Origin of the sequence: Limosilactobacillus mucosae DSM 13345 (assembly GCF_001436025.1) — a bacterium.
Classification (GTDB): domain Bacteria; phylum Bacillota; class Bacilli; order Lactobacillales; family Lactobacillaceae; genus Limosilactobacillus; species Limosilactobacillus mucosae.
The window spans coordinates 56,028-69,109 of sequence record NZ_AZEQ01000003.1; the positions used below are offsets into that span (position 1 = coordinate 56,028).

Below are 13,082 nucleotides of genomic sequence, written 5' to 3' on the forward strand. Positions count from 1 at the left end.
TAGGCACTGTCCGATTTGGGCAGTGCTTTTCTTTTGCCATGTTGCGGTTTATGCGGATTGCAGCCGGCTATGTTATAATTTTTGATGGTATTGATTAAATCAAAAGCAAAGGGGAAATCTTCGTTTGACAGAAATGACTTTTCGCATTGAAAGCCCTGAAGTTGAATTGGGACTTTTGGGCGCGCAAGACAAATTCGTGGTGCTTTTAGAAGAAGGCATGAACGTAACCATCAATCCGTTTGGTACCGATCTGAAAATCAGCGGTGAAGATGAGGACGTTCATCTGACCTATGACGTTTTAGAGCAGCTGGTAGATCTGCTGCATCATGGCATCAGCTTAAGCAGCACGGATATCGTCAGTGCGATGAAGATGGCTCGTCGCGGTACGCTGCAGTACTTTGGCGATCTGTACAGTGAAACGATTATTAAGGATCGCAAAGGCCGGTCGATTCGCGTCAAAAACTTTGGTCAGCGTCAGTATGTGCATGCCATCAAGGATAATGACATTACGTTTGGGATTGGGCCAGCCGGAACGGGGAAGACGTATCTGGCAGTTGCGATGGCCGTAGCTGCTTTAAAGCGCGGTGAGGTTGAGCGGATCATTCTGACGCGGCCTGCCGTAGAAGCCGGTGAGAGTCTAGGTTTTTTGCCTGGTGACTTGAAGGAAAAGGTTGATCCATACCTGCGGCCGATTTATGACGCGTTAAATGAGATTTTTGGCGCCGACCACGTGGAACGTCTGATCGATCGCGGCACGATTGAAATCGCACCATTAGCATACATGCGGGGACGGACGCTGGATAATGCCTTTGTAATCTTAGACGAGGCACAAAACACCACCAATGCGCAGATGAAGATGTTTCTGACGCGGCTTGGCTTTGGTTCGAAAATGGTTGTCAATGGTGATGTTTCGCAGATTGACTTGCCAAGGGGGACTCGCAGCGGCTTGATCTCGGCCCCCCGAATTCTGCAGAACGTACCCTCAATTGAATTCGTTCAATTTAGCGCGGCCGATGTGGTCCGGCATCCAGTTGTCGCCCGCATCATTACGGCCTATGAAAATGATGAGCAACAGACTTTGGAGAAAAAATAATGGATATTGAAATCTACGACCAAACCGGTGATCAAGCCGTCAGCCAAGATCAATTGCAGCTGGCGCACGATATTTTGGAATATGCGGCCAAGTGCCTTGAGTTAAAGGACAATACGGAGGTTTCTCTGACGTTTGTTCACAATCCGCAAATCAGAGCGCTGAATGCTCAATATCGCGGCGTTGATCGGGCGACTGACGTTTTAAGCTTTGCCTTAGAAGATGACAGCGACGATTCGCCGATCTTGCTGGATCCAGAACTGGCGGCCCAGATTCCAGAAAACCTCGGCGATCTGTTCATCTCGATTGATAAAGTTGGCGAGCAGGCTAAGTTTTTGGGTCATTCCAATGATCGTGAGCTGGGCTTTTTGATCGTGCATGGCTTTTTGCATTTGAATGGGTATGATCATGAAGAAAAGGCCGATGAAGAAAAAATGTTTAAGCTGCAAGAGGAGATTTTAAATGGCTATGGGCTCCCAAGATAAGCATCAGGTCGAAAAAAATCGTCATTTCATCCAGGCGCTGGGACATGCCTGGGATGGAGTCAAAGATGTGGTTAAAAAAGAACGCAACATGCGGTTCCATATCATCGCGGCCGTTTTGGTGATTATCGCGGCCTTTTTGATGCAGGTCAACGTTTTTGAGTGGCTGTGGCTGCTGTCGGCCATCTTTGTCGTGTTTGCGGCTGAGTTTGCCAATACGATCGTTGAAGAGCTGGTTGATCTGGTCGTGCACCATCACTATGATCTTGATGCTAAATACGCTAAAGATATTGCCGCTGGGGTCGTCTTGCTGGCAGCTTTTTACGCGGTTTTGGTCGGGCTGCTGATTTTTTGGCCGCGCTTCAAGAATTTGTTAGGCATTTAGGAAAGGGAAAAATATGGACAATCCAAATTTTAAATCTGGTTTCGTTGCTCTGATTGGTCGGCCCAACGTCGGCAAGTCAACGCTTTTAAACTATGTCGTCGGACAAAAGGTTGCCATTATGAGCAACGTTGCCCAAACGACGCGTAATAAGATTCAAGGGATCTACACTACTGATGAGGCTCAGATCGTCTTCATCGACACGCCGGGGGTCCACAAGCCGCAAACCAAACTGGGCGACTTTATGGAGCGCTCAACGCTTTCGGCTTTGGATGAGGTCGACGCGGTTTTATACGTGGTCGCTGCTGATGAAAAGCGCGGTCCTGGCGATAACTTCATCATGGAGCGGCTCAAGCAGGTGCAAAAGCCGATCTACCTGGTCGTCAACAAGATCGATAAGGTACATCCAAACAAGCTGCCGGCAATCGTCAAGCAGTTTGAGGATGGCACGGTCAAGCTTGCCGATGTCGTTCCGGTTTCAGCATTGAATGGCAATAACGTCAATGCTTTGATCAACAAGTTGGTCGACCAGCTGCCAAATGGTCCGCAATACTATCCTAGCGATCAGATCAGCGACCACCCCGAACGTTTCGTGATTGCCGAGATGATTCGTGAAAAAGTCTTTATGCTGACGCGCCAGGAAGTGCCGCATTCGGTTGCCGTGGATGTCATGTCGGTCAAGCGTCAAGATGATGAGACGGTCCACATCAATGCCAACATCATCGTTGAGCGGCCGGGACAAAAGGGCATCATCATCGGTAAAAAAGGGCAGATGCTCAAACAGATCGGGACCATGGCCAGAAAAGACATCGAGCATCTGCTGGGCGATCGGGTCTATCTGCAGCTGTGGGTCAAGGTGGTTCCCGGCTGGCGCGATAAATCGGCAATGCTCAAAGACTACGGCTACCGCAGCAACGACTATTAAAAGGAGCTGAGAGCATGGCGCGGGAAAATACTTCCTTTGCCGGCATCGTAATGTATCGGCGCCCGTATAAAGAACGCGATCTGCTGGTTAAGTTTTTGACTGACAAGCGCGGACCGATGATGTTTTTCGTGCGGGGCGGCAATCGTTCGCATGCCAAAATCACCAGCGATATTCTGCCTTTTACGCATGGACAGTATACCGGCTGGCTGGCTGATGATGGCTCGCTCAGCTATCTGAGTGCCGCGCGTGATACGCGTCAATACGTTCATCTAGGCGAAGATCCCCTGCGCAGTGCCTATGCTACCTATATTCTTGAATTGGTGGATGCAACGTTTGAAGAAGGCCGATCGATTGGCGGCTGGTTTAATCAAGTGGCGGCCGCACTCGAGCTGATTGATAAAGGGCAGGATCCCCAAATCGCAGCCAACGTCTTGGAGGTGCAGTTTCTGCCTTTATTGGGAGCCGCGCAGACTTGGGACCGTTGCACGATCTGTGGTTTGAACGATCGCCCGCTGGATTTTTCCGAGGCTAACGGGGGAATGCTGTGCAGTCGGCACTGGAACCTGGATGAGCATCGATTTCACTTGGATCGCCGGACGGTTGGCTATCTGCAGCTGTTTGCCTCTTTGAATCTGGCCCAGGTCAATCAGATTCAGGTTGATCAAAGCGTTAAGAATCGGCTGCGCTATACGCTGGATCGGATTTATGACGATGAGCTTGGCCTGCACTTAAAGAGCAAGCGGTTCATTGATCAAATGGCGACCTGGGAAAATCAATTGAAAAATCTTCGCTCTGAAAATTGACAAGTGTAAAGTAGTTGTCTATGATAAAAGAGCAACTAAATTTAAATCTAATCGACGATGACAAAGAATCGCTGCTTACTGTCGAACCAAAGCGATCATGGGATGGTGGAAGCCATGATAACGATCAAGCAGCGTGGCACTTTAACAGTCGCTTAATTAAGCTGTTCTGCATGTCTAAGGTGCAGAAAAGCAGGGTGGAACCGCGAATTAACTTCGTCCCTGCAATGACCAGTCCAGCTGGCCATTGTAGGGGCTTTTTACGTTGAAAGGAGTCAGATTATGTCAAAGAAACTCACCGTTCAAGAGATTATTTTTACTCTTGAAAAATATTGGGCCGATCAAGGCTGTATGCTGATGCAGGCCTACGACAACGAAAAAGGTGCCGGGACGATGAGCCCATACACTTTCCTGCGGGCAATTGGACCTGAACCATGGAACGTTGCCTACGTTGAACCTTCTCGGCGGCCTGCCGATGGGCGCTACGGTGAAAACCCCAACCGTCTTTACCAGCATCACCAGTTCCAGGTTTTGATGAAGCCATCACCAGACAACATTCAAGAGCTCTACTTGGGCAGCTTAAAGCAGCTGGGAATTGAGCCGCTGGAACACGATATTCGTTTTGTTGAAGACAACTGGGAAAACCCATCAATGGGCTGTGCCGGGGTTGGCTGGGAAATCTGGCTCGATGGGATGGAAGTTACGCAGTTCACTTATTTCCAAGTCGTTGGTGAGCTGCAGATGGATCCGGTAGCTGCCGAGGTTACCTATGGCCTGGAACGATTGGCTGAATACATTCAAAACGTTGACAGTGTCTATGATCTGGAATGGGCAGACGGCGTCAAGTATGGCGACATCTTCAAGGAACCAGAATATGAGCACTCCAAGTACAGTTTTGAAGAAAGCAACCAAGACATGCTGCTTCAAGAATTCAACGACTACGAGGCTGAAGCCAAGCGTCTGATCAAGCTGGGGCTGGTTCACCCGGCATACGACTATGTTTTGAAGTGCAGCCACACGTTCAACCTGCTGGATGCACGCGGGGCGGTTTCAGTAACGGAACGGGCCGGCTACCTGCACCGAATTCGGATCATGGCCAAGTCTATTGCCAAGGCTTTTGTCGAAGAACGGCGCAAACGGGGCTTCCCATTGATTCATGATGAAAAGGAACGCCAGGCAACGGTCGAAAAATACACCAAGCTGGCTGAAAAAGCAGCGGCACGGGCGGCCAAGCAAGCTGCCAAGGCCAAGAAGGAGGACAAGTAAATGGCACATTCATATTTGTTGGAAATTGGGCTGGAAGAAATGCCTGCGCATGTCGTAACGCCAAGCATCAAGCAGCTGCACGAACGCGTTGCTCAATACTTAAAGGAACAGCGCATTGACTTTGCAAAGATTCAAGAATTTGCCACGCCGCGTCGCTTGGCTCTTTTGATTACCGGGTTAGCCGACAAACAGCCTGATGTCAACGAATCCGTTAAGGGCCCGGCCAAAAAGATTGCTCAGGATGCAGACGGCAACTGGACCAAAGCAGCGATTGGCTTTACGCGCGGTCAAGGCGTTAGTGTTGATGACATCGAGTTTAAGGAGATCAAGGGCGTTGAATACGTCTACGTTGAAAAGCACGTTGACGGCAAGCCGGTTGCTGAGGTTCTGCATGGCTTAAAGGACGTCATCGAAGCCATGAACTTCCCAACGATGATGAAGTGGGGCCGCCACTCGTTGCAGTTCGTTCGGCCGATTCGCTGGCTGGTATCGCTTTTGGATGATGAGGTCGTGCCATTTTCGATCCTGGACGTAACGGCTGGCCGCATGACGCGTGGTCACCGTTTCCTGGGTCATGACGTGGAGATCAAGCATGCCGAAGACTACGAAGCTGAGCTGAACAACGACTTTGTGATCGCCAATCAAAAACAGCGCAAGAACCTGATCAAATCTCAGATTGACGAGATCTTGGCGGAAAACGACTGGATCATCGACTGGGATGAGGACTTGTTGGAAGAAGTCAACAACTTGGTTGAATGGCCAACCTCATTTGCCGGTTCGTTTGATGAAAAATATCTGGTCTTGCCTGAAGAAGTCCTGATTACCTCCATGAAGGACAACCAGCGCTTCTTCTGCGTTCGCGATCATGAGGGCAAGCTTTTGCCGCACTTTATCGCGGTCCGCAACGGTAACAGCGACTACCTGGAAAACGTGATCAAGGGTAATGAACGGGTGCTGGTACCACGTCTGGAAGATGCCAAGTTCTTCTATGAAGAGGACCAAAAGATTACGATTGACCAATACGTGGCTCGCTTAAAGAAGGTCAGTTTCCATGACAAGATCAGCTCCATGTATGACAAGATGGCGCGGACGGCGGTCTTGGCCCAGCTGCTTGGTCAAAAGCTGAACCTTAGTGATGAAGAAATGGCGGACCTTGATCGAGCTGCTCACATCTACAAGTTTGACCTGACGACGCAGATGGTGGGCGAATTTGCCGAGCTGCAAGGGGTCATGGGTGAGATCTATGCCAAGCTGCTTGGTGAAAAAGCTGACGTCGCTGCAGCCATTAAGGAACACTATATGCCAATCTCTGCTGAAGGCGAGCTGCCAGCCGGCAAGATCGGCGCGGTTTTGGCAATTGCCGACAAGCTGGACAGCATCATCAGCTTCTTTGCCGTTGATATGATTCCGAGCGGCTCCAATGACCCATATGCACTGCGGCGGCAGGCTTACGGGATCGTGCGGATTATTGCTGCTCGCGGCTGGCATCTGCCGGTAATGGGGATGGCCGCTGAATTTGCAGAAGCATTGGCAGCTCAAGGACTGACGCCAGAATTTGACGTTTTGCACAATGCTGAACAGGTACACGCATTCTTCTTGGATCGGCTCAAGCAGTTCTTCAACACGCAGGATCTGCGCTATGACGTAATCGATGCCGTTGTGGACACAAAATCCGATGACATTGCCAACGTTCTGGCAGCTGCCGAGACGCTTGACGCGCACAAAGACGATGATGGCTTTAAAGAAGACGTCGAAGCCTTGACGCGGGTACTGCGGATTGCCAAGAAGGCTGACTTTAAGGATGGCGTACCAGCAGTTGATCCGGCCAAGTTCCAAAACCCATCGGAAACCGAGTTGTTTGATCTGGTGGCTTCCTTAAACAAGAAGTGGGATACGCAGACGCTGGCACAAAACTTTGCTGATCTGCGGGCAATGGCACCAGCCATCACCAACTACTTTGAAGAGAACATGATCATGGACAAAGACGAAAGCATCCGCAGCAACCGGCTGGCACTTTTGCAGCAGCTGGCTGATGATGTCTATGCACTTGGTAATCTTGACAAGCTGATCGTTAAATAGTTCCGGTTTATCGAGCAAATGAATTGTATTGTCCCAGACTTGTGGTATCATGTTAAATAGGTATATTAGGTAGTGTCTAAAAGCAGATGCTGTCTGAAGTCGTTGAAGGTCGCATTCCATCTGGAGGCGACCTTTTGCTACTATTCGCGGGAAATGGGGTGAACGAATGGCGCGACTTTCACAGGAACTCATCGATCAGGTGCGGCAGTCCGTTGATATTGCTGATGTCATCAGTCAAGACGTTCAGCTGCAGCGGCAAGGCAAGAACCTGGTTGGGCACTGTCCGTTTCACGAAGATAATACACCATCATTTTCAGTCAGTGAGCAAAAGCAGTTCTTTTATTGCTTTAGCTGTCATCGCTCGGGTTCAGTATTCGACTTTTTGATGGAGCTGCATCATCTATCATTTCCGCAGGCCGTTGAGCAGGTTGCCAAGCTGGGCAGCGTGGCCTTGCCAACTGATTTTCAAGCTGGTGCCGAGCCTAAAACGGAACAGGCGCCGGATTCGCAGCAGGGTCGCTTGATTAAGCTGCATGAAACGACCATGCGACTCTATCATCATATTTTGATGAATACGCCAGCCGGCGAGTCTGCCCGCCGCTATCTGCAAAAGCGCGGTCTGACTCAAGAGCTGATCGATCAGTTTAATCTCGGCTATGCTCCTAAAGAAGAGGTCTTAAAGGCCGTTTTGGAAAAAGAAGGACATGACTATCAGCTGCTGCGCCGATCGGGACTGTTTACCGAGGATCGCTCCGGCAGCCTGCATGATCGTTTCCATGATCGAGTCATGTTTCCGCTCAAGGATGGGCAGGGGCGACCGGTTGCCTTTTCAGGACGGCTATTGCAAAAAAATACTGACGCGCCGAAGTATCTCAACAGTCCAGAAACGCCGATTTTTAACAAGCGTCGTTTGATCTTTAATTTTGATCTAGCCAGAAAAGCAGCCAGAGAAAATGGGAAACTGCTGCTTTTTGAAGGTTACATGGACGTTATTTCGGCATATGGCGCCGGCGTTCATAATGGCATTGCCTCCATGGGGACCAGTCTGACCGATGAGCAGCTGGCGATGATCGTCAAGACGACCAATCAGCTGAACATTTGCTACGATGGCGATGCACCGGGACAAAACGCCATTGAGCGGGCGCTGAAGCTGATCGAGGCCAGTGCGGTTGCCAGTCAGCTTAAGATTCGCGTCGTGCAGCTGCCAACCGGACAAGACCCTGATGAATACATTCAGCAAAATGGCGGGGCTAAGTTTCGCGATTATCTGAAAAATACCGAAGAAACACCGACTGCATTTCGCTTGCGCTATCTGCGGCAGGGACTGAATCTGAGCAATCAGGCCGAGCTTTTGAGCTATTTGAATGCAGCAATCGGCGTAATTGCCAAGGTCGGTGATCCGGTTGCCAGAGATTTGTACGTACAGGAATTGGCCAGGGAGTTTCAGGTCAATCCGCAAAATCTGCAGCAGCAGCTGACGACTCAGCTTCAAAAACAGCCGGCTGCTCAGCCAGGCACGGCACCGCCAGTATCACAATGGCCTGATAATCCGCCAGCTGCCCCCAAGCGCCGGTCGTTTAATGGATCGTTTACGCGACCGGCTTACGGCCAAAAGCGGCGTGCTCAAGCACAACCGGCACCACAGGCAGTCACGCTGACGGCAGCCGAGCAGCAGTCATTGGCGCTTGACCAAACTGAGCGGGCAGAGCGCTTATTGCTGACGGCTGTGCTCCATGACTATGGTACCAGGGCTCAGCTGAAGGCAATGCCTGATTTTGCCTTTGTTCATGATCAGTATCAAGAACTCTATCAGCAGGCCTTGAATTACTTTACCGAGCATGATGAGTATGATTTAGCCAGTTTTTTAGACTACGTGGACGATCCGGCTTTAAAAGCGACTTTAACGCAGCTGGATGGCTTGAATGCGGCAGCAGTCCCACCAGCTGCAATTGACGATTGTCTGCGCATCATCATGCAAAAGACACCTTTAACGCAAAAGATCGCTCAAGCCAAATTGGCGCTGCAGGAAGCCAAGGCACGAAGCGATCACGAACTAATCACCCAGCTGACGATTGAGCTCATTCAGCTTTATAGTCAGCAGCAACGATTAAAAACGGAGGAGACCAGTTAATAATGGCAAACAGCAAAAAGAAAGACATGGTAATTTCCAACAAAGACGACTTTGATCAGACTGAATACGACAAAGCCGTGGGCAAGCTGATCAGAAGCTATAAGAAAGCCAAGGAAATTCAATACGATGACCTGACTGACCAGATCGCGACTCCGTTTGGCTTAAATGCCCAAGGAATGGATAATCTGCTTCAAAACGTTGAAGATGCGGGGATCAGCGTCGTTGACGAAAAGGGTGATCCAGATCCGCGCGCTTTGAAGGCCACGGAAAAACTGTCCAACAAGGCCTTAAAGGATACCGCTGCCCCAACCAACGTCAAGATCAATGACCCCGTACGGATGTATCTTAAGGAAATCGGGCGGGTCAACCTGCTGACGGCGGACGAAGAAATTGCTCTGGCTCAGCGGATCGAAAAAGGCGATGAACAGGCTAAGCAGGAACTGGCGGAAGCAAACCTGCGTCTGGTGGTTTCCATTGCCAAGCGTTATGTTGGCCGCGGCATGCAGTTTTTGGATCTGATTCAAGAAGGTAACATGGGGCTGATGAAGGCCGTTGAAAAGTTTGACTACCGGAAAGGATTCAAATTCTCAACCTATGCGACCTGGTGGATTCGGCAGGCCATTACGCGGGCGATTGCCGATCAAGCACGGACGATTCGGATTCCTGTGCACATGGTCGAAACCATCAACAAGCTGATCCGAATTCAGCGTCAATTGCTGCAGGATCTGGGTCGGGAACCGCTGCCTGAAGAAATCGGTGCTGAAATGGACATGCCAACCAAGAAGGTCCGCGAAATCCTCAAGATTGCCCAAGAACCAGTCTCTTTGGAAACGCCGATTGGTGAAGAGGATGACTCGCATCTGGGCGACTTTATCGAAGACCAGGATGCTACCAGTCCAGCTGACCATGCTGCTTATGAAATGATGAAAAAGCAGCTGGAGAACGTTTTGGATACGCTGACTGATCGTGAGGAAAACGTCTTGCGGCTGCGCTTTGGTCTTGATGACGGCCGGACGCGTACGTTGGAAGAAGTCGGCAAGGTCTTTGGCGTTACGCGGGAACGGATTCGTCAAATCGAAGCTAAGGCTCTGCGTAAGCTGCGCCATCCATCACGTTCCAAGCAATTAAAGGACTTCTTGGAATAATTGGTTTATCTTGATAATTGATAATAAAAGGTCTGCTCCTGAATTGAGGAGCAGACCTTTTGTCGTATTTAACGATTCTTACTTTAGGCTGTCAGGCAGGTTAAGCGTCGTCTTAGCCGGCGTGGTCTTGGCCAGCACCTTGCCACGGCGAATGTTGTAGAGAACCTCAACGTGCTTGTTTAAAGCGTTGTAGAAGTCTTCAGCGTTCAGCAGAATGCAGTTGGCTTCCAGACCTTCTTTAATGCCATAACGATCAGCAATATGCAGCGTCTTAGCGGCATTGTAGGTTACGAACTTGAATGAGTCTTGCAGCTGGCTGTAACCCATCAGATGAGCCGCATAGACTCCCATTGAGACTGAATCAAGCATGTTGCCATTGCCAAGCGGGTTCCATGGATCCTGAATGTCATCTTCACCAAACGAAACGTTGATGTTGGCAGCATCCAACTCCTTGATGCGGGTCAGACCGCGCCGCTTTGGATAGGTATCGAAACGGCCGCCCAAGTGCATGTTGACCAGTGGATTGGAGACAAAATTGATGTTTGACATCTTCAGCAGCCGGAACAGCTTGTAGGTGTAAGCATCATTGTATGATCCCATAGCTGTCGTGTGGCTGGCGGTTACCATGTCGGCAAGACCAGTCTTATAGGCCATCGTTGCCAAGACTTCCAGGTTGCGAGAAGCCGGATCGTCAATCTCATCACAGTGGACGTCAACCAGCTTGTCATATTTTTCGGCCAGCTTGACTAGGAACTTGACTGATTTCCAGCCATACTCAGTCGTAAACTCAAAGTGCGGAATACCGCCAACGACATCGGCCCCTTCCTTAACGGCCTGCTTCATCAGCTTCTTGCCGTGTGGATAGGAGAGAATGCCTTCTTGTGGAAAGGCAACCAATTGCAGATCAACCACATCCTGCATCTCATGCTTTAATTCCAGGAGCGCCTGCAGTGCAATCAGGTGCGGATCGGTAACGTCAACGTGGCTACGTACGTGCTGAATCCCATGACCAACCATATTGAGCAGCGTCTTTTTAGCCCGCTGCTTGACGTCTTGAATGGTGAGATCCTTTTTGCGTTCTGACCAGATGCGAATCCCGTCAAACAGGGTACCAGTTTCGTTCCATTCTGGCTGGCCGGCCGTCAGCGTGGCATCCAGGTGAACATGAGAGTCGATAAATGGCGGCAGCAGCACCTTGCCTTGACCATCGATAACTTCTTCGCCAGGCTTAGCACTCAGACCAGGCTTGATGGCTGCAAACTTGCCATCTTCAATCCGAACGTCAACGGCATCTTTTTGGTTATCTACATGAACGTTTTGAATCAGCATAGATTAAGCGACCTTTCGATTAAAAATTAGCATTAAGACATAGTAGATGGCACCGCTGATCAGCATGACCAAAAACGTTGCCCCAATCGTGTTCTTGAGTGCAGCAACGTTATGCAGCATTAAGAACAGTGCCGTACCGATGATCCAGGTAACTACGGCTGACCAGTTGATGCCGTGCGAGTACCAGTAGCTGCCGTTTTTCTTGGCCAGCTGCGTGACGTCGTATTTCTTGTGGCAGCGCAGATAGAAGTCGGTACAGATGATGGCAATGATTGGTCCCAGTACCATACCTACATAATCCAAGAAAGCGGTAAACGTGTCAAGGAAACTACCAACAATCATTGGAATAAAGGTAACGATAGTGGCGACGATGGCAACGATCCAAAGCGAGTACTTCAGCTTGATGTTAGTGAAGATGTTGGAAAGTGCCGAACCGGCTGCCAGCAGGTTAACGGCATTGGCGGTCATCGAAGTCAGAATGATAACCAGCAGTGCAACGACCCCCAGCCCCAGCCGACTGGCAATCGTACTTGGATCGGAGTTGTTGGCATTATAGGCACCAGAGGTAATGGCGATACTGATGGTTGAGATCAGGCCGATAAAGGCAAACCAGATTACCCCGACCATGGCACCGAAAAATGGCGTCAGCGTTGAATTTTGCTTTTTTGGCGTGAAACGAGTGAAGTCAGCCCCTGCCGTAACCCAGGCCAGATTGAAGGCTGCTACATAGTCGATGGCGGCTCCGGTAGCCATTTTGGCGCTGGCTGGGACCTGCCATTTAACGATATGCGAGAATGGTACGGTCTTTAAGACGACTACCGATTCCCAGATGACAAAGATCAAAACCAGGATAATCCCCAAGCGCTCAATCATCTGAACGGAACGCGAGCCGCTGGCGATGCTGATGATATGTAAAATGCTCATTACCACGATCCCGGCAACGATGCCTTTCCAACCGCCGGGCTTACCCCAGACTGGCCAGCCAAGCAGGTCATTTAAAAGCAGGCTGACGGATTGGGCCGCGATAAACGTATTGACGGCCGTCCAGCCAATAAACTGCGTCAGGTTGACCAAAGATGGCAGATAGCTGCCGCGCACCCCGAATGATGCCCGACTGACGGCCATGGTCGAGACACCGGTCTGATAGCCGATGTAGCCAATCAGACTCAAGAAGACGTAAGAAAGTGCTGATGACAGAACCAGCACGTTCATGGCGACTGAAAAACCGCAAGCTGCCAAAACCCCGCCGACAAACCAGGTGCCGTTGTTGGCATTGGCACCAACCCAGGTCGCAAACATATCCCAGGTTGAGGTCTTGCGTTGATGCATCGCGATGCTGGTAATCTGATCATTGTCGTTTTGCATGGTGTTACCCCCAAAGAAAAAAATCGTCACTGGCCAAGTGAGACCAGTGACGATGCAAATAATGTCCTCCCTAAAAAGGGCGAAGATT

General features: G+C 50.2%; 11 protein-coding genes. 9 read left to right on the plus strand and 2 right to left on the minus strand.

What is annotated here, in order from left to right:
- The first annotated feature begins 133 nt into the window (after positions 1 to 133).
- The 9 genes from FC47_RS02040 (at position 134) to rpoD (ending at position 10,300) form a co-directional block, all read left to right on the plus strand.
- The gene (locus FC47_RS02040) at positions 134 to 1,093 is read left to right on the plus strand and encodes a PhoH family protein (protein WP_033935638.1); all 960 of its coding nucleotides are present in this window, start codon (positions 134 to 136) and stop codon (positions 1,091 to 1,093) included.
- A complete protein-coding gene (ybeY, locus tag FC47_RS02045; RefSeq protein WP_033935609.1) occupies positions 1,093 to 1,575 on the plus strand; it encodes an rRNA maturation RNase YbeY in 483 nt (160 codons plus the stop codon). Before FC47_RS02040 ends, ybeY begins: the two co-directional genes overlap by 1 nt.
- Complete coding sequence (locus FC47_RS02050; RefSeq protein ID WP_403096997.1) at positions 1,553 to 1,957, plus strand: diacylglycerol kinase family protein; 405 nt, start codon at positions 1,553 to 1,555, stop codon at positions 1,955 to 1,957. Before ybeY ends, FC47_RS02050 begins: the two co-directional genes overlap by 23 nt.
- Before the next feature lie 13 nt (positions 1,958 to 1,970).
- Positions 1,971 to 2,879: a GTPase Era gene (gene era / locus FC47_RS02055; RefSeq protein ID WP_045025441.1), complete on the plus strand. Its 909-nt coding sequence runs from the start codon at positions 1,971 to 1,973 to the stop codon at positions 2,877 to 2,879.
- A gap of 14 nt (positions 2,880 to 2,893) precedes the next feature.
- On the plus strand, positions 2,894 to 3,682 hold the full coding sequence (gene recO / locus FC47_RS02060) for a DNA repair protein RecO (RefSeq protein WP_034540910.1): 789 nt from the start codon (positions 2,894 to 2,896) through the stop codon (positions 3,680 to 3,682).
- 279 nt (positions 3,683 to 3,961) lie between these two features.
- A complete protein-coding gene (gene glyQ / locus FC47_RS02070; protein ID WP_033935605.1) occupies positions 3,962 to 4,945 on the plus strand; it encodes a glycine--tRNA ligase subunit alpha in 984 nt (327 codons plus the stop codon).
- Positions 4,946 to 7,024 carry a glycine--tRNA ligase subunit beta gene (gene glyS, locus FC47_RS02075; RefSeq protein WP_048345165.1) on the plus strand — a complete coding sequence of 693 codons (2,079 nt, stop codon included), beginning with the start codon at positions 4,946 to 4,948 and terminating at the stop codon, positions 7,022 to 7,024.
- A gap of 166 nt (positions 7,025 to 7,190) precedes the next feature.
- Positions 7,191 to 9,155 (plus strand): DNA primase, encoded by a 1,965-nt coding sequence (gene dnaG, locus FC47_RS02080; RefSeq protein ID WP_045025438.1) that lies wholly within the window; start codon positions 7,191 to 7,193, stop codon positions 9,153 to 9,155.
- Positions 9,156 to 9,157: 2 nt separating this feature from the next.
- Positions 9,158 to 10,300, plus strand: a complete 1,143-nt coding sequence (gene rpoD / locus FC47_RS02085) for an RNA polymerase sigma factor RpoD (RefSeq protein ID WP_056967709.1) — start codon at positions 9,158 to 9,160, stop codon at positions 10,298 to 10,300.
- 78 nt (positions 10,301 to 10,378) lie between these two features.
- Here rpoD and codA read toward each other — a convergent pair whose 3' ends face one another.
- Both codA and FC47_RS02095 read right to left on the minus strand, forming a co-directional pair.
- The gene (gene codA, locus FC47_RS02090) at positions 10,379 to 11,629 is read right to left on the minus strand and encodes a cytosine deaminase (RefSeq protein WP_056967711.1); all 1,251 of its coding nucleotides are present in this window, start codon (positions 11,627 to 11,629) and stop codon (positions 10,379 to 10,381) included.
- A 3-nt stretch (positions 11,630 to 11,632) separates the two neighbouring features.
- Positions 11,633 to 12,994, minus strand: coding sequence for a cytosine permease (locus tag FC47_RS02095; RefSeq protein WP_045025437.1), 1,362 nt, complete (start codon positions 12,992 to 12,994; stop codon positions 11,633 to 11,635).
- Positions 12,995 to 13,082 lie beyond the last annotated feature (88 nt).